At 66.4% G+C, this 25425-nt stretch carries 25 protein-coding genes and 1 tRNA gene; 16 read left to right on the forward strand and 10 right to left on the reverse strand.

What is annotated here, in order from left to right:
- Positions 1-232 precede the first annotated feature (232 nt).
- Positions 233-541, forward strand: coding sequence for a hypothetical protein (locus tag CVM50_RS15410; RefSeq protein WP_143515610.1), 309 nt, complete (start codon positions 233-235; stop codon positions 539-541).
- A 77-nt stretch (positions 542-618) separates the two neighbouring features.
- On the opposite strand, the gene CVM50_RS15415 is transcribed toward CVM50_RS15410, so the two are convergent.
- The 3 genes from CVM50_RS15415 to lon form a co-directional block, all read right to left on the reverse strand.
- A tRNA-Val gene (locus CVM50_RS15415) sits at positions 619-693 on the reverse strand.
- 21 nt (positions 694-714) lie between these two features.
- Positions 715-1197: an HU family DNA-binding protein gene (locus CVM50_RS15420; RefSeq protein WP_232618263.1), complete on the reverse strand. Its 483-nt coding sequence runs from the start codon at positions 1195-1197 to the stop codon at positions 715-717.
- 211 nt (positions 1198-1408) lie between these two features.
- Positions 1409-3820 carry an endopeptidase La gene (gene lon, locus CVM50_RS15425; protein WP_085888327.1) on the reverse strand — a complete coding sequence of 804 codons (2412 nt, stop codon included), beginning with the start codon at positions 3818-3820 and terminating at the stop codon, positions 1409-1411.
- A gap of 372 nt (positions 3821-4192) precedes the next feature.
- On the opposite strand from lon, the gene tgt reads away from it, so the two are divergent.
- From tgt to tpiA, 7 genes are all read left to right on the forward strand, one after another.
- Positions 4193-5323, forward strand: a complete 1131-nt coding sequence (tgt, locus tag CVM50_RS15430; RefSeq protein ID WP_085888328.1) for a tRNA guanosine(34) transglycosylase Tgt — start codon at positions 4193-4195, stop codon at positions 5321-5323.
- Positions 5324-5404: 81 nt separating this feature from the next.
- Entirely contained in the window at positions 5405-5767 is a 363-nt protein-coding gene (locus CVM50_RS15435) for an SUF system Fe-S cluster assembly protein (RefSeq protein WP_085888329.1), read from the forward strand.
- Between the two features lie 311 nt (positions 5768-6078).
- Positions 6079-6720, forward strand: coding sequence for a hypothetical protein (locus tag CVM50_RS15440; RefSeq protein ID WP_085888330.1), 642 nt, complete (start codon positions 6079-6081; stop codon positions 6718-6720).
- A 262-nt stretch (positions 6721-6982) separates the two neighbouring features.
- Entirely contained in the window at positions 6983-7852 is an 870-nt protein-coding gene (locus CVM50_RS15445; RefSeq protein ID WP_085888331.1) for a LysR family transcriptional regulator, read from the forward strand.
- Positions 7853-7949: 97 nt separating this feature from the next.
- Positions 7950-8300: a HesB/IscA family protein gene (locus CVM50_RS15450; RefSeq protein WP_085888332.1), complete on the forward strand. Its 351-nt coding sequence runs from the start codon at positions 7950-7952 to the stop codon at positions 8298-8300.
- 69 nt (positions 8301-8369) lie between these two features.
- Entirely contained in the window at positions 8370-8756 is a 387-nt protein-coding gene (locus tag CVM50_RS15455) for a TfoX/Sxy family protein (protein WP_085888333.1), read from the forward strand.
- 193 nt (positions 8757-8949) lie between these two features.
- A complete protein-coding gene (gene tpiA / locus CVM50_RS15460) occupies positions 8950-9699 on the forward strand; it encodes a triose-phosphate isomerase (protein WP_085888334.1) in 750 nt (249 codons plus the stop codon).
- Positions 9700-9981: 282 nt separating this feature from the next.
- Here tpiA and CVM50_RS15465 read toward each other — a convergent pair whose 3' ends face one another.
- From CVM50_RS15465 to CVM50_RS15485, 5 genes are all read right to left on the reverse strand, one after another.
- The gene (locus tag CVM50_RS15465) at positions 9982-11376 is read right to left on the reverse strand and encodes a TRAP transporter large permease (RefSeq protein ID WP_085888335.1); all 1395 of its coding nucleotides are present in this window, start codon (positions 11374-11376) and stop codon (positions 9982-9984) included.
- A 3-nt stretch (positions 11377-11379) separates the two neighbouring features.
- On the reverse strand, positions 11380-12048 hold the full coding sequence (locus tag CVM50_RS15470) for a TRAP transporter small permease (protein ID WP_085888336.1): 669 nt from the start codon (positions 12046-12048) through the stop codon (positions 11380-11382).
- A gap of 147 nt (positions 12049-12195) precedes the next feature.
- Entirely contained in the window at positions 12196-13197 is a 1002-nt protein-coding gene (locus CVM50_RS15475) for a DctP family TRAP transporter solute-binding subunit (protein ID WP_085888337.1), read from the reverse strand.
- A gap of 411 nt (positions 13198-13608) precedes the next feature.
- Entirely contained in the window at positions 13609-14838 is a 1230-nt protein-coding gene (locus tag CVM50_RS15480) for a sigma-54-dependent transcriptional regulator (RefSeq protein ID WP_085888338.1), read from the reverse strand.
- A gap of 188 nt (positions 14839-15026) precedes the next feature.
- Complete coding sequence (locus CVM50_RS15485) at positions 15027-16700, reverse strand: ATP-binding protein (protein ID WP_085888339.1); 1674 nt, start codon at positions 16698-16700, stop codon at positions 15027-15029.
- Positions 16701-16771: 71 nt separating this feature from the next.
- Here CVM50_RS15485 and CVM50_RS15490 point away from each other — a divergent pair, with 71 nt between their 5' ends.
- Positions 16772-17956 (forward strand): cytochrome P450, encoded by a 1185-nt coding sequence (locus CVM50_RS15490; RefSeq protein WP_085888340.1) that lies wholly within the window; start codon positions 16772-16774, stop codon positions 17954-17956.
- 225 nt (positions 17957-18181) lie between these two features.
- On the opposite strand, the gene CVM50_RS15495 is transcribed toward CVM50_RS15490, so the two are convergent.
- Positions 18182-18643, reverse strand: coding sequence for an Lrp/AsnC family transcriptional regulator (locus CVM50_RS15495; protein WP_085888341.1), 462 nt, complete (start codon positions 18641-18643; stop codon positions 18182-18184).
- 80 nt (positions 18644-18723) lie between these two features.
- On the opposite strand from CVM50_RS15495, the gene CVM50_RS15500 reads away from it, so the two are divergent.
- The 7 genes from CVM50_RS15500 to infC all read left to right on the forward strand — a co-directional run bounded on the left by CVM50_RS15500 (position 18724) and on the right by infC (position 24577).
- On the forward strand, positions 18724-19785 hold the full coding sequence (locus CVM50_RS15500; protein WP_232618264.1) for an NAD(P)-dependent oxidoreductase: 1062 nt from the start codon (positions 18724-18726) through the stop codon (positions 19783-19785).
- A gap of 1 nt (position 19786) precedes the next feature.
- Entirely contained in the window at positions 19787-20086 is a 300-nt protein-coding gene (locus tag CVM50_RS15505; RefSeq protein WP_085888342.1) for a DUF2849 domain-containing protein, read from the forward strand.
- Position 20087: 1 nt separating this feature from the next.
- Positions 20088-21755 (forward strand): nitrite/sulfite reductase, encoded by a 1668-nt coding sequence (locus CVM50_RS15510; RefSeq protein ID WP_085888343.1) that lies wholly within the window; start codon positions 20088-20090, stop codon positions 21753-21755.
- A gap of 7 nt (positions 21756-21762) precedes the next feature.
- Positions 21763-22509 (forward strand): phosphoadenylyl-sulfate reductase, encoded by a 747-nt coding sequence (locus CVM50_RS15515; protein WP_100148528.1) that lies wholly within the window; start codon positions 21763-21765, stop codon positions 22507-22509.
- Complete coding sequence (locus CVM50_RS15520) at positions 22506-22901, forward strand: DUF934 domain-containing protein (protein WP_085888345.1); 396 nt, start codon at positions 22506-22508, stop codon at positions 22899-22901. Before CVM50_RS15515 ends, CVM50_RS15520 begins: the two co-directional genes overlap by 4 nt.
- A gap of 73 nt (positions 22902-22974) precedes the next feature.
- A complete protein-coding gene (locus tag CVM50_RS15525) occupies positions 22975-23838 on the forward strand; it encodes a ferredoxin--NADP reductase (protein ID WP_085888346.1) in 864 nt (287 codons plus the stop codon).
- Positions 23839-23881: 43 nt separating this feature from the next.
- A complete protein-coding gene (gene infC, locus CVM50_RS15530) occupies positions 23882-24577 on the forward strand; it encodes a translation initiation factor IF-3 (protein WP_322788271.1) in 696 nt (231 codons plus the stop codon).
- A gap of 326 nt (positions 24578-24903) precedes the next feature.
- Here the strand turns inward: infC and CVM50_RS15535 are convergent, their stop codons facing one another.
- Positions 24904-25368, reverse strand: coding sequence for a (2Fe-2S)-binding protein (locus CVM50_RS15535; RefSeq protein WP_085888347.1), 465 nt, complete (start codon positions 25366-25368; stop codon positions 24904-24906).
- Positions 25369-25425 lie beyond the last annotated feature (57 nt).

Here is a 25425-nt window from a genome sequence, read left to right on the forward strand (position 1 = left end):
CGCCTAGCGTCCTGCAGCGCCTGGCACGAATATCGTGGAAAGGCTGCGAGCGGTCACCCGCGGCGCTTGGCACGAAGGGCGGCTTAGGGTCAGGATTCATACCCAGTAGATGACGAGGGCGGCGAGGGCGATGGCCGAAAGGAAGACCCTCGGGCACCGGTCATATCGGGTGCGCGTCGGTCCGCCAGAAGAGATCGCTCATGTCGCCGCTCCGTTTTCAAAGCCGTGAATCATGCTGTTCGCGCGAAATCAATGCTTCCTGACCCTAGCCATTTTTGCAAAATGGGCCCTACTGCGAACGCAACCTTTAAGAGCTTCCGGCTGCGACTTGCTTCACGCCAGCAACACTATCCTGCGCGGCCTCCTGCGCCACATCACGGCGGCCACGATGCTGTCGCAGGGCATCCCCCGGGAGAAGGTTTCGCAGGTCCAGAGCCACTCGAATGCACCGGTGACCTTCTCGACCTCTGGACGCCATCTGCGAGAACACATGCTGGATGCCGTCAATGTCCTGGACCTCACGTCCCTGACATCCGGGTGACTGGTTCAATGGACCAAGGAACATGTCGCCAAAAACCAAAAGCCCCGGAATTGACCGGGGCTTTTCAGTTAGCTGGATGGTGGGTGATAAGAGATTTGAACTCCTGACATCTTCGATGTGAACGAAGCGCTCTACCACTGAGCTAATCACCCGCCGTGCCGCGTTCTCTACCGTCACTCTTCGCCATCTGCAAGAGGCGAATTCGACAAAATTTCACCCTCGATTGCCGTGGCCTGATCCAGCTCCGCCAGGGCTGGCCCGCTTTGTCGGATCCGGGCGGTCATGACCCGACCATTGGCCAGATCCTTGCTCCGGGTGACCTTGATCTTGCCCAGCGGTTGCAGGTTCGCCTCGCGCCCCTCGGACAGGGTTTCGCCCAGCACCGTCAACAGCGCCTCGACCACCGGCTTGGTGTCCTTCTTCTTCAGACCCGAGCGAGCCACGACGCGGTCGATCAACTCCTTCTTCTTCAGTGGCGTCTGTTCTGTCCCCATGTCCGAGGTCATTCCATCGTCGGGGGCCCCTTCCCCCATTGGCGTTTCCTCGTCAGGCGCCTCGGCGCGGGATGCTCGGCTGCTCTGCGCGGCGCGCCGGCTGGCGGTGGCCGCGCGGCTGGCGGCGGTCTTGCCGCTGGTGCTGGTCGGTTTGGTGGCCATGGTTCGTCCCTCTGGATTGCGCGGCTTCGGTTCGTGGAAGCCTAGCAAGACGCATGCCGCGTGGCCAACACCGCATGCCCTACCCCGGGCGTGCCGTGGCGACGCTTCGGCGGATGCCCAGAAGAAAGGCCGCACCCTCCGGTGGGAAGGCACGGCCTGAGCGTTATCTGCCGGGGTGACGACGCCCGCGACAGGGGCGCCGACCCTTGCATCAGTGGGCAACCGCCTGGCGGGCGGCTTCTTCGGCAGCCTTGGCGCGGGCCGCCGCGGCGGCCTCCTCGGCCTCTTCGTCCCATTCCACGGGCTCCGGCTGACGCACCAGCGCCTGTTCCAGAACCTCCTTCACGTGGGTCACGGGAATGATCTTCAGCCCTTCCTTCACGTTGTCGGGAATGTCGGCCAGATCCTTCTCGTTCTCCTCGGGGATGAAGACGGTCTTGATGCCCCCCCGAAGCGCGGCCAGCAGTTTCTCCTTCAGCCCGCCGATCGGCATGGCGTTGCCACGCAGGGAGACCTCCCCGGTCATGGCGACATCCTTGCGCACCGGGATCTGCGTCAGCACCGAGACGATGGAGGTCACCATTGCCAGACCGGCCGAGGGGCCGTCCTTCGGCGTGGCGCCATCGGGCACGTGGACGTGGATGTCCCAGTGGTCGAAGCGCGGCGGCTTCACACCGATCTCGGGCGCGACCGAACGGACGTAGCTGGAAGCGGCGTCGATCGACTCCTTCATCACGTCGCCCAGCTTGCCGGTCGTCTTCATCCGGCCCTTGCCCGGCAGGCGCAGCGCCTCGATGGACAGCAGATCGCCGCCCACACTGGTCCAGGCCAGCCCGGTGACGACACCGATCTGGTCTTCCTTCTCGGCCAGGCCGTAGCGGTACTTCTTCACGCCCAGGAAGTCGTCGAGGTTCTCCTCGGTGATGACGACCTTGTCGGTCTCCTTCTTGACGATCTGCGTCACGGCCTTCCGCGCCAGCTTGGCGATCTCGCGCTTGAGGTTCCGCACCCCCGCCTCGCGGGTGTAACGCTGGATCATCTCGGTCAGGGCGCCGTCGGTGATCTCGAACTCGTCCTTCTTCAGGCCGTGGTTCTTGACCTCCTGATCGACCAAGTGCTGCCGAGCGATCTCGCGCTTCTCGTCCTCGGTGTAGCCCGCGAGGCTGATGATCTCCATCCGGTCCAGAAGCGGGCCCGGCATGTTGTAGGAGTTCGCCGTGGTCAGGAACATGACGTTGCTGAGGTCGTATTCCACTTCGAGGTAGTGATCGACGAAGGTGCCGTTCTGTTCCGGGTCGAGCACCTCCAGCATCGCGCTGGACGGGTCACCGCGGAAATCCTGGCCCATCTTGTCGATCTCATCGAGCAGGATCAGCGGGTTCGTCGTCTTCGCCTTCTTCAGCGCCTGGATGATCTTGCCGGGCATGGAGCCGATGTAGGTCCGGCGGTGACCGCGGATCTCGCTTTCATCTCGCACGCCGCCGAGGCTGATGCGGATGAACTCACGCCCGGTGGCCTTGGCCACGGATTTGCCCAGGGACGTCTTGCCGACGCCCGGCGGGCCGACGAGGCACAGGATCGGCCCCTTCAGCTTCTTCGAGCGCTGCTGCACCGCGAGGTATTCGACGATGCGTTCCTTGACCTTTTCCAGCCCGTAGTGATCCGCATCGAGGGTCCGCTCGGCCAGGCCGAGGTCCTTCTTCACGCGGCTCTTGGTGCCCCAGGGAATGGACAGCATCCAGTCGAGGTAGTTGCGCACGACGGTCGCCTCGGCCGACATCGGCGACATCGACTTCAGTTTCTTGATCTCGGCCTCGGCCTTCTCGCGGGCTTCCTTAGACAGCTTGGTCTCGGAGATCCGCTGTTCCAGCTCGGCGATCTCCCCTTCGCCGTCCTCGCCGTCGCCCAGCTCCTTCTGAATGGCCTTCATCTGCTCATTCAGGTAGTACTCACGCTGCGTCCGCTCCATCTGGGACTTCACGCGGGTCTTGATCTTCTTCTCGACCTGCAGGACGGACATTTCCCCCTGCATCAGGCCATAGACCTTCTCCAGCCGGTCGGAAATCGACAGGGTCTCCAGAAGCTCCTGCTTCTGCTCCACCTCGATACCCAGGTGACCGGCAACCAGGTCGGCCAGGCGCGAGGGCTCATGGCTTTCGGCCACGGCGGTCAGCGCCTCCTCGGGGATGTTCTTCTTCACCTTGGCGTAACGCTCGAATTCCTCGGCCACGGTGCGCAGCAGCGCCTCGGTCGTTGCCTCGTCGCCGGGTTCCTCTTCCAGCAGCTCGGCACGGGCCTCGAAGAAATCGTCGTTGTCCAGGTATTCGGCGATCCGCACGCGGATCGAGCCTTCGACCAGCACCTTCACGGTGCCGTCGGGCAGTTTCAGTAGCTGCAGCACATTGGCCAGCACGCCGGTGCGGTGGATGCCCTCGGCGGTGGGATCGTCCTCCGCCGGATCCTTCTGGCTGGCCAGCAGGATCTGCTTGTTCTCCGTCATCACCTCTTCCAGCGCCCGCACGGATTTGTCGCGCCCCACGAAGAGGGGCACGATCATATGCGGGAAGACCGCGATGTCACGCAGGGGCAGGACGGCGTAGGACGGGTTGAGAGGCTCTTGCATGCTCTATCCTTGATCTTGGGCAGAAGGCACCGGCCCCGCGCGGCGGCAACCATGGCCTTCTCCGGTTTACAGTCTCTTAATCTGGGCGCGAGGCCCGCGATCTTCAACCGTGGTTCCGGCCATCCTGCCCGTGGGGCGAGGCGGCAGCAAGCGGGATATAAGGCGCCATCGGGGAAAAACCAGCCCGGAGACACTTGTCCACAGGGCGGGCGGTCAGCAGGCCGGGTGCGGGGGCGCTGCCCCCGTCTTCGCCGGGCGAAGACTCCCCCGGAGTATTTTCAGCTGTCGGATGAACGGGGGCCCGGCACAAGGGGCCGCCGGGCAGCGCCCCACCCTCTAGCCAAGCGCCGTCCCGCGCGCTATGGCCCCGTCATGAGCACGCGTTTCTCCTTTTCCCTGCAGGCCACCGATGGCCGCGCCCGTAGCGGCGTGATCTCCACCCCCCGGGGCGAGATCCGCACCCCTGCCTTCATGCCCGTGGGCACGGCGGCGACCGTCAAGGCGATGATGCCCGAAAGCGTGGCGGCCACCGGCGCCGACATCCTGCTGGGTAATACCTATCACCTGATGCTGCGGCCCACGGCGGAACGTATCGCGCGCCTGGGCGGGCTCCATCAGTTCATGAACTGGCAGAAGCCGATCCTGACGGACTCGGGCGGCTTCCAGGTGATGAGCCTTGCGGAGCTGCGCAAGCTGACCGAGGAGGGCGTGACCTTCCGCAGCCACGTGGACGGCTCGAAGCACAAGCTGACGCCGGAACGGTCGATGGAGATCCAGAAGCTCCTAGGATCGGACATCGTCATGTGTTTCGATGAATGCCCCGCCCTTCCGGCGGATCACACGCGCATTGCCGAAAGCATGCGCCTGTCGATGAGGTGGGCGCAGCGCTCGCGCGATGCCTTCGGCGACCGGCAGGGCCATGCGCTGTTCGGGATCCAGCAGGGCGGTGACGTGGAAGAGCTGCGCGCGGAAAGCGCCGAGGCGCTGAAGGGCATCGAGTTCGACGGCTACGCCATCGGCGGCCTGGCCGTGGGCGAAGGCCAGGAGATCATGTTCCAGGTTCTCGACTACGCGCCCGGCCAATTGCCCGTCGACAAGCCGCGCTACCTGATGGGGGTGGGCAAGCCTGACGACATCGTCGGTGCGGTGAAACGCGGCGTCGACATGATGGATTGCGTGCTGCCCTCGCGGTCCGGCCGCACCGGCCAGGCCTGGACCCGGCGAGGTCAGGTCAACCTGAAAAACGCCCGCCACGCCGACGACCCCCGGCCCCTGGACGAACAGTGCACCTGCCCGACCTGCCGCCACTACTCGCGCGCCTACCTGCACCATGTCTACCGCGCCGGCGAGATGATTTCCGGCATGCTGCTGACCTGGCACAACCTGCATTACTTCCAGGAGTTGATGCAGGGCATGCGCGATGCCATCGCCGCGGGCCGCTTCGACGCCTGGGAAGAGGATTTCCACGCCACACGCGACCAGGGCGACATCGAGCGGCTCTGAGCGGGCCGGAACACCTGCGCGGCACTGGACCTCGCGGGGTGTAATCCTTATATGGCGGGTCAGGAATAGGACGGAGACACCATGACCGAGCAATCAGAGCCCCTCGAAGGCGCCCCGCTGATCGCGCCCTCCTCGACCGACCACCCGCTTTACGACAAGGTGGCCGAGGCCTGTCGCACGGTCTACGACCCGGAAATTCCGGTGAACATCTTCGACCTGGGGCTGATATATACCATCGACATCACGGACGAGAACGACGTTCGCATCATCATGACCCTGACCGCCCCCGGCTGCCCGGTGGCTGGCGACATGCCGGGCTGGATCGCCGATGCGGTCGAGCCGCTGGACGGGGTGAAGACGGTGGACGTGCAACTGACCTGGGAACCGCCCTGGGGCATGGACATGATGAGCGACGAGGCCCGGCTGGAACTGGGCTTCATGTGATCCGAAGGCCCCGGTAGACCCGGGGCCTTTTCTTTTGGGCGCACATCCGCCCGTCCCGCGCGCGTTGTTCCCGCCCGCCGACCCCGGCCTCCGATGCGCTTCTGCGCGCGACGATCGCGCCTTTGCCCTGAAAACCGGCCTGTCTGAACCCATCCATTGCGGCGTGTTTTGGCGCCCACGCGAGATGTAGCGGCGGGGCCACAGATCCTGACAGGAAGCTTTCGGGCTTCCCAGATCTCGCGAAAGGGGTTAACCTTTCCACAAAAAATCAAACAGGCAACCAAGATATAAAACGGGCAAGGTAGAGCAGTATGTCACAGAAAATCACCGTCCTCTCCGGCACTATCGAGGCCGGGGCGAAGATGGACGAGTCCGCCTTGGCGGAGTGCTACGAAGGTCTGGGCCAGGCGGCCCGGCTGATCCGATCCTGGCAGGACATGCCGGTCTGTTTCACGCGCATCGGCCAGTACGGCTGGCAACTCGTGCTCAGTCCCGCCCGCCCTGCCCTGCGCGAAGCGCTGGCAATGCGCGCCGGCATCCGCCAGAAGGGCCGGCAATTCGACACCGCCATCGCCATGGTCAGCGGCCCCGGCGCGATCCCGGCCAGCCGCGACCTCGGCCAAGCCGAGGGGCTGGCCTTCCTGACCTCGCTGGGGATCCTCGACGGTCTGCGCGGCGCGCGCTTCGGCCACGGCGATGGATCTGAACTGGCCGCCGTGGCGCGGCTCGTGGATCATGTCTCGGCCCGCTGGACCGCGGCCCAGGCCAAGGCCGTCCTACCGATGCTGTCGCAGGACGCACCGACCCATTCCACCGTGGCCGAAAGCCTCGGGATCACCCGCCAGGCCGTGCGCCAGGCCCTGATGGGCGCGGGCTACCCTGCCCTGTCGGAGGCGCTGGCCGAGGTCGAGGGCAGCCCGATGGTGCCGCAGCGCGTGGGCGCCGTGGCCTGACCGACCGCATCGGTTGAAGTTTGCGAAGGGCGGCGCCACGGCGGCGCCCTTTTCGCGTTGCGGCGCAGCCAGGCGCACAGGGCGCGCATCCGGTTGCGCGGGGTCTGCGCGCCCAGATCCCAGACCTCCTGTTCTGAAAGCAGGCGCCGCGGCGAGGGTGGCAGGAGTGGTAGCATTGGCCGTCCTTTTCCTTTCGTATGTGGAAAGGTAACTTGCGGAAAGGCGGGTTTCTGCGCCTGGTTCGGCAAGGGGCTTTTCACAGATGAAAGATCTGAAGTGGGACGACCTGCATATCTTCTATCACGTGGCCGAGGCCGGCGGCCTCAGCGGCGCCGCCCGGCGCTGCGGGCTCAGCGCGCCCACCATCGGGCGTCGCATGCTGGCGCTGGAGGAGATGGCGGGCCAGAGCCTCTTTCGGCGCGGCCCCACGGGCTACGAGCTGACACCGGCGGGACGCGCCCTGCACGAGCGGGTCCGCGCCATGCAGGCCGCGGCACAGCCTGTGGCGGCGCTTTTCGGCGAGGCATCCGAGACGCCCTTCCTGCGCCTCTCCGCCGGGACTGCCACCGCGCATTTCCTGGCCGACCGGGTGGCCGAGATCTGTCGTCCCGGTGACGGCTTCCGCCTGCATTTCATCACCACCGAAGCCACATTGGACATCGCGCACCGCGAGATCGACGCGGGCATCCGCAACCGCGCGCCGGAGGCCGGCAACCTGGCCTCCCGGCCCCTGGGCCGCCTGCACTTCGCCCCCTACCGCAGCCACTCCCTGCCCGGCGCGGAAGGGCTGGGCTGGGTCGCCATGGACCCCGACCACGCCCGCCATCCTGCCGCCCGCTGGCTGCATGACCAGGACCTGCCCGTCGCCGTGCTGGCCAATTCGGTCGCCACGGTGCACGAGCTGGTCCGCGCCGGCGCCGGCATCGGCGTCATGCCCTGCATGACCGGCGACCGCGACCCGGCCCTGACCCGCGCCGGCCCGCCGATCGAGGCGCTGGAGGAAACCCAGCACCTCGTCTTTCACGCCGACGACCGCCACCGCCCGCCCCTGAGGCGCCTGATCACCCGCCTCGCCGCGCTCTACCGGGACAACGCGGATCTGCTGGCCGGACACAGACCCTTGCGCGCATAGCCACACCCTGCCCCGCCAGGGTCCCTTGGAATCGCCGCCCGCTCCCCTTATCTTGGGGTCAAAGCGCCCCGCCCCAAAGGGCGCCAAAGGAGACACCATGTTCAGCATTCCCGGCAAACAGGCGGTCACCATGACCCCGCGCGCGGCACAGCAGATCGTCAAGCTGATGAAGAAGGACGGCCACGAAGGCCTGCGCATCGGCGTGAAGAAGGGCGGCTGCGCGGGCATGGAATACACCATGGACTACGTGGACAGCGTCGATCCCAACGACGAGGTCGTCGAACAGGACGGCGCACGGGTGATGATCGCCCCCATGGCGCAGATGTTCCTCTTCGGCACCGAGATCGACTACGAGGTCGCGCTGCTGGAATCCGGGTTCAAGTTCAACAACCCGAACGTCACCGAAGCCTGCGGCTGCGGCGAGTCGATCAAGTTCGCCGATATGTGAGCCCCGGGCGCCGCGCCTCTTGCGCGCCGCGCCCCCTCCGGCCAGTCTGCGCCCATTCCGGAGGGCACAATGGCCGTCGATCCCGACTTCCTCGAACACCTGCGTGATCTTTTCGCCGACCTCGGCCCCTTGCGGGTCGGGCGTATGTTCTCGGGCGCGGCGCTCTACGTCGAGCAGGACGTAATGATCGCCATGATCTCCGCCTCCGGCACGATCTACATGAAATCCGATGAAACGACCGAAGCGGCTTTCCGCGCCGCCGGATCCGAGCCCTTCACCTATTCCCGCAAGACGGGCCCGCGGGTGGTTCCCAGCCTGATGTCCCTGCCCGAAAGCGCCCTCGACGATCCCGAGGAGGCACTGCACTGGGCGCGGCTGTCGCTTGGCCCCGCCCGGGAGGCGGCACTGGCGAAACGGGCCGCCAAGGCGCGCAGGGCGGCCCGTCGAAAAGGCTGAACGCCGGCAGGGATCGGCGCGTGCCGGCCTCTGGGGTGGATTGCCCGGCTGTGAGCGCTACCGTCCCCTTGACCTTGCCCGCCGAAGGGCAAGAATGCGGACAAGGATACCGGGGCGCCATGTCCCGGCCCCACGACGCCCCGGGCTAAGCCCCGGGGAGACCGTGGAAATCGCCCGAAAAAGGGATCAGGGAATGCGCAGAAAACTCGCCGCCGGCAACTGGAAGATGAACGGGCTCCGCGCCTCGCTGAAGGAGCTGGAGAAGCTCAAGGATGAACACCCCGATCCGGGCTGTGACATCCTGATTTGCCCGCCCGCCACGCTGCTGGCCCCGGCCGTCGATATGTGCTGGTCCAGCCCGCTCTTCGTCGGCGGCCAGACCTGCCACCACAAGCTGGCCGGCCCTCACACCGGCGACATCTCCGCCGAGATGCTGAGGGACGTGGGCGCCACCGCCGTCATCCTGGGCCATTCCGAACGCCGCGCCGATCATGGCGAGACCTCGGAGGAAGTGCGCCTGCTGGCCCAGGCCGCGCAAGAGGTCGGGCTGACCACCATCATCTGCGTCGGCGAAAGCGAGTTCCAGCGCGAGGCGACCAACACGCTGGACATCATTGGCGGCCAGCTGTCGCTGTCGATCCCCGACGGGTCCAACGGAGAGAACCTGGTGGTGGCCTATGAACCCGTCTGGGCCATTGGCACCGGCCAGGTTCCCACCGCCGACCAGATCGGTGAGGTGCATGACTTCATGCGCGACCGGCTGGAGAACCGCTTCGGCTACGGCGTCGGCAAATCCGTGCGCCTGCTCTACGGCGGGTCGGTGAAGGCCTCGAACGCCGATGAGATCTTCGCCATCTCCAACGTCGACGGCGCACTGGTGGGCGGCGCCTCGCTGAAGGCCGCGGATTTCGCCCCGATCATCACCGCGCTGGAAAACGCCTGACGCAAAGGGGGCCGTGCCCCCGCCGCGCGTCCCCCAAAACCCAGCCAAGAGACAGGCACAGCACCTGCCTGTCCGGGCGACGGGCCTTTGCAAGAGGCGCGTGGCACGCCGCTCCTGCGAAAACCGGCCGCCTCACTGGGCGCTGTCCCACTCCTTCACCGAGGCACAAATACTCCCGCCGGAGGCGTCGGCCGAAGGCCGATCCCGCCCCTGCCCGGCGGATGTAAAAACGGCGGCCCTGAAGGACCGCCGCTTCCACACAACCAATCACCTTTCCAAACCTCAGTTCGTCACGATCTCCGGCCCCATCACCGCGTTCGGCAGCGCGGTGGAGATCGCCGGCACATAGGTCACCAGGATCAGGAAGACGAAGAGCACCGCCAGGAAGGGCGCCGCCGCCTTCACCACGCGCATCATCGGCATCCCCGCCACGCCCGAGGTGACGAATAAGTTCAGGCCGACGGGCGGGGTGATCATGCCGATCTCCATGTTGACCACCATGATGATGCCCAGATGGATCGGATCCACGCCCAGCTCGATGGCGATCGGGAAGACCAGGGGCGCCACGATGACCAGAAGGCCCGAGGGTTCCATGAATTGCCCGCCGATCAGCAGGATGACGTTCACGACGACCAGGAACATGATCTTGCCGAAGCCCGCCGACAGCATCGCCTCGGCCACCATCTGCGGGATCTGCTCATCCGTCAGAACATGTTTCAGGATCAGGGCGTTGGCGATCACGAACATCAGCGTGATGGTCAGCTTGCCCGCCTCGAACAGCGTCTTCTGGGTATCGCGGTGGAACCAGGCGGTCACCAGGGCCACGGGTTTCTGCAGCAGGGACTTGTTGCGCCCCTCGCCTTCGGTCGCCAGCGGCCCCATGTCACGGTAGATGAAATTCGCGGCGATGAAGGCATAGACGGAGGCCACGGCGGCGGCTTCGGTCGGCGTGAAGATCGCGCCGGTGACGCCCGGAATGCCGTAGATGCCGACCATGATGATGACGATCAGCATCAGACCCCAGAAAGCCTCGCGGAAGGACGACAGCACCTCGCCCATGCCCGCGAACTCGCCCTTGGGCATGTTCTTGATCCGCGCCATGATCCAGATCGCGATCATCAGCATCAGGCCCGCCAAGATACCCGGGATCACGCCGCCGAGGAACATGCGCCCGACCGAGACGTCAGTGGCAGTGGCATAGACCACCATCACGATCGACGGCGGGATCAGGATGCCCAGGGTCCCCGCGTTACAGATCACGCCGGCGGCGAAATCCTTGGAATAGCCCGCCTTGGTCATCGCCCCGATGACGATGGAGCCGATGGCGACCACGGTGGCGGGCGAGCTGCCCGAGAGGGCGGCGAAGATCATGCAGGCGAAGACGCCCGCGATGGCCAAACCGCCCTGTAGGTGGCCGACGCAGGCGATGGAGAAGCGGATGATCCGTTTCGCCACGCCCCCCGTCGACATGAAGGACGACGCCAGGATGAAGAAGGGGATCGCCAGCAGAGTGAAATGGCCGACGAAGGCCCCCATCAGGGTCTGGGCAATCGAGGCCAGCGAGGTGTCGCTGTAGAACAGCAGGAACAGGACCGAGCTCATGCCCAGCGAAACCGCGATCGGCACGCCGATCAGCATGAAGCCAACGACGAGGCCAAAGAGAATGGCGACGGACATGGATCAGAACTCCCCGCGCTGTTCGCGGACTTCCGCGATGTCGTCCTCGACCTCGTGGCTGGCCACGATACGGTCGAACTTGCCTTTCCAGATGCCGACGGCGACCTGGGCGAAACGGAACAGGAGCAGCGCCATGGACGCCGGCAGGATGGCATAGGGGATGAAGCGCGGCAGCTTCTCGTATTCCTCGCCCTCGTTCATCGCCCCTTCCAGGAAGCGCAGCCATTCGGGCATGGGAATATCGTTCACCTCATACCAGGATTTCGGGCGGAAGCTCTCCTCGAAACCGGTCGGGAACCAGCGGCCCTCGGTCTGCGGCAGATTGGCGAAGTTGGCCCAGTAGTCCCAGGCGCCCTTCAGCAGCAGGAAGGCGAAGACCAGGCAGATGGTGATGGCGATGATCGCCAGCACCCGACGCACCGGGGCCGACACGATGTCGATCACCGCGTCGACGCCCAGGTGGGCGTTCTTCTTCACCGCATAGGAGGCGCCCAGCAGGACCAGCCAGCCGAACAGGAACACCGTGGCTTCCAACGCCCAGAGGATGTTCGAATTGAACACATAGCGGGCCACCACATTGGCAAAGGTGATGAGCGTCATGGCGCCCAGAATGACCGCGATGAGGGTCTCCTCGATGCGGTCGACGACACTTTCCCCGGGCTGAGGATGCATGGCCCGTCCCTCTCTTTTTGTTGGTCTCAGAAGGTGGCGCGCGGCGGGCGCGTCCTGCGCAAAGCCCGCGCCGCGGGTGGGCGGCACGGGACCGAAACGGGGCGCGGACCTTTCGGTTGCGCCCCGCCGGATCTCCCCGAGGAGCGATCAGAACCTGGCGTTGATTTCCTGCGCCGCGTCGATGTTTTCCTGGCCAACGTCGGCGGTGAACTGTTCCCAGACGGGCTTCATCGCCTCGACCCAGGCCTCACGCTGCTCGGGCGTCAGTTCGCGGATGGTGCCGCCGGCGTCCAGCACGCCCTGGCGGGCGGCGGCGTCGACCTCGGCAATCGCCGCGTTCCGCTCTTCGGTCACTTCCTGAAGGATGGTCAGGAACTGCTCGCGCACGTCGTCATCCAGGCTGTCCAGCCAGTCGACCGAGGCCACGACCATGTAGTCCAGCAGACCGTGGTTGGTCTCGGTGATGCCGTCCTGCACCTCGTAGTACTTCTGGCCCAGGGTGTTCGACCAGGTGTTCTCCTGCCCGTCGACCACGCCCTGCTGCAGCGCGCCGTAGACCTCGGAGAAGGCCATCTTCTGCGGGCTCGCGCCGATGGCTTCCATCTGGGCGACCAGCACATCGGAAGGCTGCACGCGGAACTTCAGACCCTCGGCGTCCTCGGGCATCAGCAGCGGCTTGTTGGCCGAGAACTGCTTCAGCCCGTTGTGCCAGAAGGCCAGGCCCGCCAGGCCACGACGTTCCATCGAGGACATCATCTCCTGGCCGTTCTCGGAGTTCTGGAAGGCGTCCACGGCTTCCATGTTCTTGAACATGAAGGGCAGGTCGAAGATGCGGAAGACCTTGGTGAAGGTCTCGAATTTCGACAGCGAGGGGGCACCCAGCTGAACGTCGCCCTGCAGCATGGCTTCCAGCAGCTTGTCGTCATCGTAGAGGGTGGAGTTCGGGTAGACCTCCATACAGGCGGTCCCGTCCATCTCCTCGTTGACGCGGGTGCGAAGCAGCTCCGCGGCGATGCCCTTGGGGTGCTTGTCGGTGTTGGTGACATGGCTGAACTTGATCACCATCTCGCCGTCGTCGCAGTCCGCCGATGCGGCGGATGCGGTGATGGCCAGGCCAAGGGCGATGGCGGTGCTGGTCAGGAATTTCATCTGGGTCTCCTCCCCGGAGTGAACGGTCTGTCTGGGGCGTCCTGCCCCGATGCGGAGACATTCGGGAACGGCGGAGCCCCGCTCAAGGAAAAGTCACCCCCTGTACCCATCAGATGAAAAAGTACGCTCTGCCAGAGACTTGGCAGAGCGTCATGCGCTGAGCGCAAGTCCGCCATGCAGAAAATGTGCGACATTTCGCACAGACTATTCCCGGTAACGTGCGGATTTCCGCACATTCGGGATGCGGAATCACAGGGCCGTGAGCTCGGTCTACGGTTCACCTTCACAGGTCTTGCGCGTCACGCGATACATAGGCCGGCCTCCTACGCAGCGCGGCTTTGCCCCCACTTGGCTGCCGTCCAACTGCTGCACCACTAGGACCATCGGGCAGAGCACCCAGGGCCGACGCCGTCAGCGGTACTCGCCCGGTTTCAGCGCATATTTCGCCAGCTTGTCGTAGAAGGTCTTGCGCGGCAGTTTCAGCGCCTCGGCCGCGGCGCCGGCGCGGCCCTCATGGCGACGCAGGGCGGCGACCAGCAAGCTCTTCTCGATCTGCGCCATCTGCTCCGCCAGGCCGAGGTCGCTCTGCTCCTCCGCCTCGCCCTCGCCCCCCGACAGGACGAAGCGCATGGCGGCCGACATCAGCGCGCGGGCATTGCCGGGCCAGTCCCGCGCCATCAGCCAGGCCACATGGTCGGGCGTCACCTCCGGTGCGGCCAGGCCCGCCTGTTCGGCGGCCTGGGCGACGTATTGGCGGAACATCACCGGGATATCCTCGGGCCGTTCCGACAGGGCCGGGATATGCACCCGCATCACGTCGAGGCGATAGAAAAGGTCAGGGCTGAACCGGCCCGCGTCCACCGCCTCCTCGGGCGCGGCGGCACTGCCGGCGATCAGCCGCGCGCCGGGCTGACGTTCCAGCACCTCCGACAGGGCGAACTGGGTGTCCCCGGGCAGCTGCGTGATCTCATCGAGGTAGAGCGAGCCGCCAAGCGCCTCCTGAAAGGCCCCTTCCAGCGCCGCCACCGACAGCGCGGCGGACGCACGCTTGACGAAGGGTCGCTGCGCCTGGCGGGAGCTGAGGTGGATCACCTCCGCCACCTTTGAGATCCCTGCCCCCGGTGCGCCGGTCACCAGGACCTCGGCCCCCGTGCCGGCCACCTGCCGCACCCGGCGGCGCAGGGCCTGGCTCTGTTCGCTGCGCCCGAAAATCATCCGCGCCGCCGGGTCACCGCTTTCCAGCTGCGCCTTCAACCGGCGGTTCTCCAGCACCAGGGCGCGGGTCTTCAGCGCCCGCTCCAGCACGGGCAGCAGTTCGGTCCCCTTGCAGGGTTTTTCAAGGAATCCGAAGGCGCCGCGCTTCATGGCGTCGACGGCCATGGGAATGTCGCCCTCGCCGGTCAGCAGGATGACCGGCAGCTCGGGATCGGTCTTCAGCGTGTGATCCAGCAGGAAGAAACCGTCGCGGCCCGGCATGCGGATGTCGGATAGCACGACGCCTTCGAACCCGGCGCCGATATGATCCTTGGCCTCGATGAAACTGCCCGCCAACAGCGGCTCCAGGTCCGCCAGTTCCAGCGTCTGCGCCAGCGCCTCGCGCACGGCGGCATCGTCATCGACCAGAAGAACCCGGCTCACCATTCCCGTCTCGCTCATCATCACCCCGGACCTCCCCGCGAAAACCTAGCGCCCGGCGGCGGCAAAGACCATGCCCCGCCGGCCCTGCGGCACCGCACCGCCAGGGCGCACCCCACCCGATCCTGAAGCTGAAAATACTTCGGGGGGAGGCGCGGCCGCGCGCCGGGGGACAGCGTCCCCCTGCCCCGGCCTCAGCCAGCGCCCCCGATGCCTTCCAGCTCGACGGTGAACTCGGCACCTCCCTCGGCGCGGTTGCGCCCCCGGATCGCCCCGCCGAAGCTCTGCACCAACCCGTAGGAGATCGACAGGCCCAGCCCCATGCCTTCAGAGGCGCCCACCTCCTTGGTGGAATAGAAGGGATCGAAGATCTTCTCCGGGCTGGCGATGCCGGGGCCGGTGTCGGCCACGCGGATGCGGGGGGCGCGCCCGCCCTCCAGCGTGACGGTCAGGCACCGGGGTTCACTGGCGGCCATGGCGTCGACGGCATTGGTGATCAGGTTCACCAGCACCTGGGCCAGCCGCACCTCGCCGCCGCGCGCGGGAACCGGGCCGTCGGGGCGGATCACCTCCAGCGTGACGCCCTCCTTGGCGATGCGCGCCTCGGTCATCTCCAGAGCGGTGTCCAGCACCGCGCCCAGCTCGATCCGGCGAGCAGGCTCCGCCTCCTGCCGGGCGAAGGCGCGCAGGTTGCGGATGATCCGCCCCATGCGGGCCGACAGCTCGGCGATCCTCTCCAGGTTCTGCGCGGCGCGGTCGGTCTTGCCCTTGGCCAGGAACAGCGCGCCGTTCTCGGCAAACTGCCCGATGGCCATCAGCGGCTGGTTCAGTTCATGGCTCAGCCCGGCCGACATCTGCCCGAGGGCCGAGAGCTTGCCGGCCTGCACCAGCTCATCCTGGGCGCGTTTCAGCTCGATCGTGCGCGCTTCGACCCGCTGTTCCAGCAGCTGGTTGGCCTGGGCCAGTGCCCGGCGGCGCGCGGTGACGATGGCCAGCGTGCCGCCTGCGACCAGCAGCACCAGCCCCGCGACCGCCGCCTGCAACAACGCCACGCGCCGCCCCGGCGCCGCATCCACCAGCGTCTCGGCCCGCATGTCCACCTGCGGCAGGTCGCGCACCAGGTGCAGCGCCCGGCGCGGCAGGTAGGGCCCCCAGTCGATGCGCCACAGGTCCAGCCCGGCCACGTCGCGCCGCGTCATCTCGGGCGCCGAGGCGTCGCCGGGGATCAGCCCGCCGTCCGGGCGCCGCTGCCAGCCCAGGATCTCGGAGCGGTTGGAGATGAAGACATCGCCCCCCGCATCGGTGAAATAGACCGCCGGGCGATCTCCGCGCCATTCCTGTTCCAGAAGTTCAACATTGACCCACAGCAGCAGGATCCCCGCGACACCGCCCTGGCTGCGAAAGCGCGGCGCGGCGAAGACATAGACGCGCAGCCCGTCGGCGGTGGTCCCGTGGCCCGTGCCAAGCGCCCCGTCCCGCGCCCGGTCCAGCGCGCCCGCCACGTAGTCGGGCCAGGCCGCGTCGGGCAAAGGGCGCGCCGCCGCCTGCACCCGGCCCGAGGGCGCCACAACGGCAGCATTCAGCACCCCGGTCCGGTCGATGGCCCACTGAAGCAGCTCCTCCGCCTCCGCCCGGCCCGAGGCGCCGAAACGGACGGCGGCCACCGAGGGATGGGCGTTCAGCAAAACGGCCAGGTCCTGGTAGCGTTGCAACTGTCCGGTCAGCCGGTCTGCCGCCAGGCTCAGGTCGGCCTCGCCACGTTCGACCAGGGCGCGCAGCGATTGGCGATAGGCGGCATGGAACACCGCCAGCGACAGCGCTGCGGTGGTCAGCAGCAGGAACCCCAGCACCATCAGACGTCGCGACATTTCCCCTCCACCCGGCGCGACCGCGCGCCTCTCCCTCTTGTCTTGGAAAGCGCATCCCGTCACAAGAGCGCATGGTCACGCTCACCCAATCTCCTACTGATCCCGCCTTCGTCCAGAACCCCTACCCCTTCTACGCGCGCGCTCGCGCGCAAGGCCCGCTGATCGACTGGGCCGACTACGGCCTGCCCTGCGCCGTCAGCTACGATCTGGTCAACACGCTGCTGCGCGACCGCCGGTTCGGGCGCCAGTGCCCGCCGGAACTGGCGCCCGAGATCCCGGCCCATCAACGCCCCTTCTACGACATCGAGGACCACTCGATGCTGGAACTGGACGGCGACGTGCACCGCCGGTTGCGCGGGCTCGTGCTGCGCGCCTTCACCTCGCGCCGGATCAAGGCCCTGGCCCCCGAGATCGAGGAGATCGCGGGATCCCTGGTCGATGCCTTCCCGAAGGACGAACCCTTCGACCTGCTGTCCGCCTTCGCCACCCAGGTGCCGGTGATCGTCATCTGCCGCCTGCTCGGCGTGCCCGAGACCATGGCGCCACAGCTGCTGGACTGGTCGAACCGCATGGTGGCCATGTACCAGGCCCGCCGCGACCGCGCGATCGAGGAGGCCGCCGCCGCGGCCGCCACCGAGTTCGCCGCCTACATCCGCAGCTACGCCGAAGAGCGCCGCAAGACGCCCTCAGACGACCTGATCTCCGAGCTGCTGGCGGCGGAGGAAGCGGGCGAGAAACTGTCGACGGACGAGCTGATCACCACCTGCATCCTGCTGCTGAACGCGGGCCACGAGGCGACGGTGCACACCCTGGGCATCGGCACCATGCACCTGCTGCGCCACGGTGACGCCGCGCACTGGCTGGCGCCGGACCGCGTCGAGGGCACGGTGGAGGAGATCTTCCGCCACGACCCCGCGCTTCACATGTTCACCCGCTACGCCCATGAACCCTGCGAAGTGGCCGGGCGCCATTTTGAACGCGGCGACCGCGTGGCCCTCCTTCTGGGCGCGGCTAACCGCGATCCCGACGTCTGGCCCAATCCCGACCGCTTCGACCCGACGCGCCCCGTACGCACCCATGCGGCCTTCGGCGCCGGAGCGCATTTCTGCATCGGCGCGCCCTTGGCCCGGCTGGAGCTGCAGGTGGCGCTGCCGGTGCTTTTCGCCCGCTGTCCGAACCTCGCGCTGACCGAAGAGCCGCAGTTCGCCGATCTCTACCATTTCCACGGGCTGGAACGGCTGATGGTCCGTCGCTGACGGCACCGACGGGAGGGGGGCTCTGCCCCCCGCCTGCGGCTCCCCCCGGAGTATTTCCGACAAGGTGAAGAGGTGGGACGGCGCCCCCGAGGCGGCCTCCTTCGGCAATCAGGAGCGTGCCACGCGCCCGTCCTCAAAAGTAGGCCGATCCGGGGCGCGTGCCCCCTGTCTTCACCTTGTTCCAAATACTCATCTGCACCGGGTCAGACCGGGCGCGCAGCAGGGTCAGAGCGGCAGCGCGGTGGTCGACTTGATCTCTTCCATGCTGAGCAGCGCGGTGACGTTGTGCACCTTCACCTCTGAAATCAGCGCCTGGTAGAAGGCGTCATAGGCGCGGGCGTTCTTCACCCGGACCTTCAGGATATAGTCGATGTCGCCCGCCAGCCGGTGCGCTTCCTGCACCTCCGGGCGTTCCTTCAGGGCCTTGAGGAATTTCACCTGCCACTCGGCCTCATGCTCGCTGGTGCGGATCAGCACGAAGAAGCAGGCGTCAAAGCCCAGGGCCTCGGCATCCAGCAGGGCCACCTGAGGGCCGATGATTCCGGCCTCCTTCATCTTGCGGATCCGGTTCCACACCGGCGTCTTGGAAGACCCCACCTGCTTGGCGATATCATCCAGCGATTGCGCCGCGTCCTGCTGCAGCTGCAAAAGGATTTTCCGATCCGTCTGGTCGAGGCGGACAGCCATTCGCCCTTTCCCCCTATCTATGGAACGCGGACCACGGGCACCTGCCCCGAAGGAACCGTTTTTCTTATTTCCGCGCCCCCATGGCGCCGGCACAGGACTATTTCCTAAATTGGGACCAAGTCAACGACAGCGACGAGGCCATCCAGATGCGTCACTTCCCGATCTTCCTCGACATGGACCGCGCCCGCGTGGTCCTTTCGGGTGGGGACGAGGCGGCGATCGCCAAGCTGCGCCTGCTGCTGAAGACCTCCGCGCGGATCATCGTCCATGCCACCGAGCCGGCGCAGGAGATCCGCGCCTGGGCCGCCGAGGGGCGCCTGATCCTCACCGACGCCCCACTGACCCCCGCGGCCCTCGCGGGGGCCACCCTGGTCTATGCCGCCGACGAGGAGGCGCTGACCGACGCCGAAACGGTCGAGATCGCCAAGGCCGCCGGGGTCCTGTGGAATGTGGTCGATGACCTGCAGGCCTCGGCCTTCATCACCCCCGCCATGGTCGACCGCGCGCCGCTGACCGTCGCCATCGGCACCGAGGGCGCCGCCCCGATGCTGGCGCGCAAGGTCAAACGCCATCTGGAAGAGTACCTGCCCGCCGGGACCGCCGCGCTGACCGCCGCGGCCCGCGATTTCCGCGCCGACGCCGAGGCGCTGGCCCAAGGGGCCCCGCGCCGCGCCTTCTGGGCCGAGTGGTTCGACACCGCCGGCCCCGCCGCCCAGGACGCCGGCCGCGACCTGACCGACGCCCTGCACGCCTTGCTGGCCCGCCACCTGGACCACGCCGCCCCCGAAGGCCGGCTGACGCTGACCTTTACCGGTTCGGACGATCCCGACCTGCTGACCATGAAGGCGCGCCGCGCGCTTGACCGCGCCGATGTCGTCGTCCATGACGCCGCGATCTCGCCCGCGGTGCTGGAACTCGCCCGGCGCGAGGCCCGCCTCGTCGCCCTGCCCGAACCTCTCGACGTGCCGCCCCTCGACCAGATCCTGCTGACCGAGGCCGATGGCGGCGCCGATGTCGTCTACCTCTCTGCCGCGCCCCTGCCGCGCAAGCTGCTGGCCAGCTGTCGCCGCGCCGGCCTTTCTGTCGACCTCATTCCCGGCATCGCCGCGCAGGACGCGGCGCAACTGAAGGATACCGCCTGATATGCCCCGTCCGTTCACCCCCAAAGTCGTCACCGCCAACGCGTTGCTGGAAGGCGATGTGGTCTACCTGACTGCCGACGACCGCTGGACCCGCGACCTGAGCGAGGCCGAGCTGCTGACCGACGAAGCCCATGCGGAGCTGCGCCTGATCGACGCCAACGCCCGCCAGCACGAGGTCGTCGGCCCCTACTTGGCCGACATGGCCCCCGGCGAGGCAGGCCCCGAACCCACCCATTTCCGCGAGGATTTCCGGCGCACCGGCCCCTCCAACTATTTCCACGGCAAGCAAGCGGAGGCCTGAGATGTATCGCTACAATGACTTCGACGCCGCCTTCCTGGCGACGCGCAACGCCCAGTTCCGCCAGCAGGTCGCGCGCCGCATCGACGGCTCGCTGACCGAGGACGAATTCAAGCCGCTGCGCCTGATGAACGGCCTCTACCTGCAACTGCATGCCTACATGCTGCGGGTGGCCATCCCCTATGGCACCCTTGGCAGCACCCAGATGCGCCAGCTGGCCCATGTGGCGGACAAGTGGGACAAGGGCTACGGCCACTTCACCACCCGTCAGAACATCCAATACAACTGGCCGAAGTTGCCCGACATCCCGGACATCCTGGATGCCCTGGCCGAGGTGCAGCTGCACGCGATCCAGACCTCCGGCAACACGATCCGCAACGTGACCGCAGACCATTTCGCCGGCGCCGCCGCCGATGAGGTGGGCGACCCGCGTCCCGTGGCCGAACTGCTGCGCCAGTGGTCCACCGACCACCCGGAATTCCAGTTCCTGCCGCGCAAGTTCAAGTTCGCCGTCACCGGCGCCGAGCATGACCGCGCCGTGATCCGGGCCCATGACATCGGCGTGCAACTGGTGGAAAAGGACGGCAAGCGCGGCTACCGCGTGCTGGTCGGCGGTGGCTTGGGCCGTACGCCGGTCATCGGCAAGGTGATCCGCGACTTCCTGCCCGAGGAAGACCTGCTGCCCTATTCCGAGGCGATCGTGTCGACCTACAACGTGCTGGGCCGCCGCGACAACAAGTACAAGGCCCGCATCAAGATCACCGTCAACGAGAACGGCCTGGATACCTTCCGAGAGTTGACCGAGGCCCGCTTTGCCGAGCTGAAGCCGCTGTTCACCGGCGTCGACCAGGAGATGCTGGACGGCATCCGCGCCCATTTCGCCCCGCCGGCCTTCCGCAATGCGCCGACGATGGAATACGATGCGGCCCGAGAGGCCGATCCGGTCTTCCGTGCCTGGGCCGACACCAACCTGTCCGACCACAAGGCGCCGGGCTATGCCATCGTGTCGATCTCGCTGAAGAAGCACGGCCAGACGCCGGGCGATGCCACCTCCGAGCAGATGCGCGTGATCGCCGATCTGGCCGAGCAATACGGCCACGACGACATCCGCATCAGCCATGAGCAGAACGTGATCTTGCCCCATGTGCACAAGTCCGACCTGCCGGCGCTACACGCGGCGCTGAAGGCGGCGGATCTGGCCACGGCCAACATCGGCCTGGTGTCGGACATCATCGCCTGCCCCGGCATGGACTACTGCGCCCTGGCGACGGCCCGGTCGATCCCCGTGGCCCAGCAGATCGCGACCCGCTTCGACGAGCTGAAGCTGGAACACGACATCGGCCCGCTGAAGATCAAGATCTCCGGCTGCATCAACGCCTGCGGCCACCACCATGTGGGTCACATCGGGATCCTCGGCCTGGACCGCGCGGGGGTCGAGAACTACCAGATCACCCTGGGCGGCGACGGGTCGGAAGAGGCCACCATCGGCCAGCGCGTCGGCCCGGGCTTCGCCTATGACGAGATCACCGGCGCCATCGAAACCATCCTGACGACCTATCTCGATCTGCGTGAAAGCGAGGACGAGACCTTCCTCGAAGCCTATCGCCGGACCGGGCCCGGCCCCTTCAAGGCCGCGCTCTACCCGGAGAAAGAGAAAGCCAATGCCGCCTGAAGCCGCAATGGATTTCGGCGCGACCGAGATCTCGCCAGAACTGGAGGCGCGGATCGCGCGCCTCAACGACCGCTACCGGCACCACGGCGCGACCTCGGTGCTGGAAGCGGCGCTGAAGGATCACGACGTGGGCGACCTTGCGATGGTCTCCTCCTTCGGAGCCGAAAGCGTGGCGCTGCTGCACTTGGTGTCGGTGATCGACAACACGGTGCCGGTGCTTTTCATCGACACCCAGTTGCTGTTCACCGAGACGCTGGAATACCAGCAGGAGGTGGCCGAGCGGCTGAACCTGAAGGACATGCGCATCATCCGCGCCACCGACACCGACCTGGCGCGCCAGGACCCGGACGGCACGCTGCACCAGTTCGACACCGACGCCTGCTGCGCCCTGCGCAAGACGGTGCCGCTGGAACGGGCGCTCTCGGGCTTCGACGGCTGGATCACCGGGCGCAAGCGGTTCCAGTCCTCGACCCGCGCGGCGCTCGATTTCTTCGAGGCCGACGGCGTCGACCGGATCAAGGTGAACCCGCTGGCCCACTGGCACCCCGAGGACGTGCGCGCCTACATGGAAGAGAACCGGCTGCCGAAACACCCGATGGTCGCCAAGGGCTACCCGTCGATCGGCTGCTGGCCCTGCACCACGCCCGTCAAGCCCGGCGAAGACCCGCGGGCGGGCCGCTGGCGCGGCCAGGACAAGGTTGAATGCGGCATCCACGTCGTGGATGGTCAGATCGTGAGAGGACCGCAAGCATGAGTATCATCGTCACCGACCAGGGCTTCGTCTCCGCAGGCAGCGAAAGCGATGCCGCCGCGGCCTGCTCCGAGGCCGAGGTCCTGACCCTGCCCTCGGACAGCAACCCGCGCGAAGTGGACTTCGACGGCGCCGCCCTGGTGCGCGTCGAATTCCCCTCCTTCTCCGATGGGCGCGGGTTCACCATTGCCCGCGAACTGCGCCAGCGCGGTTTCACCGGTCACCTGCGAGCCTCCGGCCACGTGATCGCCGACCAATATGCCATGGCCCGCCGCAGCGGCTTCGACGATGTCGAAATCTCGGACGAACTCGCCGCGCGCCAGCCGGAAGAACAGTGGAAATTTCGGGCAGACTGGCGCGCCCATGACTATCAGTCACGCCTCCGCGCGGGCTGATCCATGTTAAACCCCTTTTCAAGCGGTGCCCAACCGCGCTAGAGGATGGATTGAGAAATCCATTTGTGTGCTAATGAATGAGAGCCTTGCCGTGACCGATCAAGCGACCCAGCCGAAGACCGCGCCCAAGGCGCCTGCCCTGCCGGATGCCCAGACCGTGACCTTCGTCAAGCACTGGACCGACCGCCTGTTCTCCTTCCGCGTGACCCGCCCGGCCTCCCTGCGTTTCCGCTCGGGCGAGTTCGTGATGATCGGTCTTATGGGCGACCCGGACGAGAAGACCGGCAAGCAGAAACCGATCCTGCGCGCCTATTCCATCGCGTCCCCCTCCTGGGACGAGGAACTGGAATTCTACTCGATCAAGGTGCCCGACGGCCCGCTGACCTCCAAGCTGCAGAACATCAAGGAAGGCGACCAGATCATCCTGCGGCCCAAGCCCGTGGGCACCCTGGTCCATGACGCCCTGCTGCCGGGCAAGCGCCTTTGGTTCTTCGCCACCGGCACCGGCTTCGCCCCCTTCGCCTCGCTGCTGCGCGAACCGCAGACCTACGAGGATTACGAAGAGGTGGTCATCACCCACACCTGCCGCACCGTGGGCGAACTGGCCTATGGCGCCGCGCTGATCGAGGAGATCAAGCAGGACGAGATGCTGGCGGAACTGATGGGCGAGGACTTCCACAAGAAGATCCGCTACTACCCCACCACCACCCGCGAGGAGAGCCCCAAGATGGGCCGCATCACCGACCTGATGCGCAAGGGCGAGGTCTTCGAGGATCTGGGCATCAAGCCGATCAACCCCGAGGATGACCGCGCCATGGTCTGCGGCAACCTGGCCTTCAACCTCGAGATCAAGGAAATGCTGGAAGATTACGGCCTCGAAGAGGGCGCCAATTCCGATCCCAAGCAATACGTCGTCGAAAAGGCCTTCGTGGACTGATCCGCGACGCCGGCCGGTGCCAACCGGACAAGTGCTTGAAAAAATGCAGTGGGGCGGCCGGAACCGGGGCCGCCCCACTTGCGTTATCCCCAACGGAACGGCAAGACGGCCATTGGAATTGCCGCTTGAAAGAATCCCGGCCCGGGCCTATTTTGCCGGCCTAATTAAGATCAACGATCAAAGGACGAAAACCATAGCTCGCAGACCCCACAACGCGCCGCCGACCCGTGATACCGGCCCCCGCGTAAACGACCGCATCCGTGCCCCCGAAGTGCGCCTGATCGGCGCCGAGGGAGAAAACGTTGGCGTTGTCCCGCCCGCCCGGGCCCTCGCCATGGCCGAGGAGGCCGGTCTCGACCTTGTCGAGATTTCTCCCAACGCCACACCGCCGGTCTGCAAGATCATGGACTTCGGCAAGTTCAAGTACGAACAGCAGAAGCGCGAATCCGAAGCCCGCAAGAAGCAGAAGATCATCGAGGTGAAGGAGGTGAAGTTCCGCCCCAACACCGACCAGCATGATTACGAAGTGAAGATGCGCAACGTCATCAAGTTCCTGGAAAAGGGCGACAAGGTGAAGGTCACCCTGCGCTTCCGGGGCCGCGAGATGGCGCACCAGAACCTCGGTCGCGAGCTTCTGGAACGTGTCGCCGAAGACGTGAAGGAACTCGGCAAGGTCGAGAACATGCCCAAGATGGAAGGTCGCCAGATGGTGATGATGATCGGCCCGCTCGCGCGCTGATCTCTCCTCCGGCACCGCCGACAGATCTACGCCCTCCGGTTTCCGGGGGGCGTTTTTCGTTCACCCGTGGGCTCTTTCAGGATCGAAGGTCAGAAAGGGCCCTGCCCCCCTCTCAGCAAGCTGAGAGTCCCCCAGGATATTTACGGCAAGAAGAAGACAGGGCGCGTGCTTTGCCCGCCTGCGCCTGCCCGCCGCCCCGTCGGCGGCCCTTGCAGCCGGGGCGCCATCAGGAATTCAAGGCGCACGGCCCGTCTTCACCTTGTCGCAAATACTCCCGCCGGAGGCATCGCCTGGCACGGGCGATCAGGCAGACGCAGGCCAGTGGATTAAAGCTGATCCGTGGCCGCCAGCGCCGCCTTGACGATATTGTGGTACCCGGTGCAGCGGCAGATGTTGCCCTCCAGGTGGTCGCGGATCTGCGCCTCGCTGGGTTTCGGGGTCTCCTCGATCAGCTTGGCCAGCGACATCACCATGCCGGGCGTGCAGAAACCGCATTGCAGCCCGTGGTGATCTTGAAATGCCTGCTGCAGCTTGTTCAGCGTGCCATCCGGTTCAGCCATGCCCTCGATCGTGGTGACCTCGGCGCCATCGGCCTCCACCGCGAAGATGGTGCAGCTTTTGACCTGCATGCCATCCACATGCACCGTGCAGGCGCCGCATTGCGAGGTGTCACAGCCGACGTGGGTGCCGGTCAGGCCCAGCCCCTCACGCAGGAAATCCACCAGCAGGGTGCGGCCCTCGACCTCGCCCGTCCGGGTCTTTCCGTTCATTTTCAAGCTGATGCTGGGCATATGGCTTCCTCGTCGCCTTGGGTTGCGGGCCTTGGGGGCAGCAAACCATGGCGCCGC

Source organism: Pseudooceanicola marinus, from assembly GCF_002786295.1.
In the GTDB taxonomy this organism is placed as follows: Bacteria; Pseudomonadota; Alphaproteobacteria; order Rhodobacterales; family Rhodobacteraceae; genus Pseudooceanicola; species Pseudooceanicola marinus.

Bases quoted from the DNA above. Each gene is read 5' to 3' on its own strand.
- CVM50_RS15410 (WP_143515610.1), top strand. From the start codon at position 233: ATGCTGTTCGCGCGAAATCAATGCTTCCTGACCCTAGCCATTTTTGCA.
- CVM50_RS15420 (WP_232618263.1), bottom strand. From the start codon at position 1,197: ATGGCCACCAAACCGACCAGCACCAGCGGCAAGACCGCCGCCAGCCGC.
- lon (WP_085888327.1), bottom strand. From the start codon at position 3,820: ATGCAAGAGCCTCTCAACCCGTCCTACGCCGTCCTGCCCCTGCGTGAC.
- tgt (WP_085888328.1), top strand. From the start codon at position 4,193: ATGAGCACGCGTTTCTCCTTTTCCCTGCAGGCCACCGATGGCCGCGCC.
- CVM50_RS15435 (WP_085888329.1), top strand. From the start codon at position 5,405: ATGACCGAGCAATCAGAGCCCCTCGAAGGCGCCCCGCTGATCGCGCCC.
- CVM50_RS15440 (WP_085888330.1), top strand. From the start codon at position 6,079: ATGTCACAGAAAATCACCGTCCTCTCCGGCACTATCGAGGCCGGGGCG.
- CVM50_RS15445 (WP_085888331.1), top strand. From the start codon at position 6,983: ATGAAAGATCTGAAGTGGGACGACCTGCATATCTTCTATCACGTGGCC.
- CVM50_RS15450 (WP_085888332.1), top strand. From the start codon at position 7,950: ATGTTCAGCATTCCCGGCAAACAGGCGGTCACCATGACCCCGCGCGCG.
- CVM50_RS15455 (WP_085888333.1), top strand. From the start codon at position 8,370: ATGGCCGTCGATCCCGACTTCCTCGAACACCTGCGTGATCTTTTCGCC.
- tpiA (WP_085888334.1), top strand. From the start codon at position 8,950: ATGCGCAGAAAACTCGCCGCCGGCAACTGGAAGATGAACGGGCTCCGC.
- CVM50_RS15465 (WP_085888335.1), bottom strand. From the start codon at position 11,376: ATGTCCGTCGCCATTCTCTTTGGCCTCGTCGTTGGCTTCATGCTGATC.
- CVM50_RS15470 (WP_085888336.1), bottom strand. From the start codon at position 12,048: ATGCATCCTCAGCCCGGGGAAAGTGTCGTCGACCGCATCGAGGAGACC.
- CVM50_RS15475 (WP_085888337.1), bottom strand. From the start codon at position 13,197: ATGAAATTCCTGACCAGCACCGCCATCGCCCTTGGCCTGGCCATCACC.
- CVM50_RS15480 (WP_085888338.1), bottom strand. From the start codon at position 14,838: ATGGTGAGCCGGGTTCTTCTGGTCGATGACGATGCCGCCGTGCGCGAG.
- CVM50_RS15485 (WP_085888339.1), bottom strand. From the start codon at position 16,700: ATGTCGCGACGTCTGATGGTGCTGGGGTTCCTGCTGCTGACCACCGCA.
- CVM50_RS15490 (WP_085888340.1), top strand. From the start codon at position 16,772: ATGGTCACGCTCACCCAATCTCCTACTGATCCCGCCTTCGTCCAGAAC.
- CVM50_RS15495 (WP_085888341.1), bottom strand. From the start codon at position 18,643: ATGGCTGTCCGCCTCGACCAGACGGATCGGAAAATCCTTTTGCAGCTG.
- CVM50_RS15500 (WP_232618264.1), top strand. From the start codon at position 18,724: ATGGCGCCGGCACAGGACTATTTCCTAAATTGGGACCAAGTCAACGAC.
- CVM50_RS15505 (WP_085888342.1), top strand. From the start codon at position 19,787: ATGCCCCGTCCGTTCACCCCCAAAGTCGTCACCGCCAACGCGTTGCTG.
- CVM50_RS15510 (WP_085888343.1), top strand. From the start codon at position 20,088: ATGTATCGCTACAATGACTTCGACGCCGCCTTCCTGGCGACGCGCAAC.
- CVM50_RS15515 (WP_100148528.1), top strand. From the start codon at position 21,763: ATGGATTTCGGCGCGACCGAGATCTCGCCAGAACTGGAGGCGCGGATC.
- CVM50_RS15520 (WP_085888345.1), top strand. From the start codon at position 22,506: ATGAGTATCATCGTCACCGACCAGGGCTTCGTCTCCGCAGGCAGCGAA.
- CVM50_RS15525 (WP_085888346.1), top strand. From the start codon at position 22,975: ATGAATGAGAGCCTTGCCGTGACCGATCAAGCGACCCAGCCGAAGACC.
- infC (WP_322788271.1), top strand. From the start codon at position 23,882: ATGCAGTGGGGCGGCCGGAACCGGGGCCGCCCCACTTGCGTTATCCCC.
- CVM50_RS15535 (WP_085888347.1), bottom strand. From the start codon at position 25,368: ATGCCCAGCATCAGCTTGAAAATGAACGGAAAGACCCGGACGGGCGAG.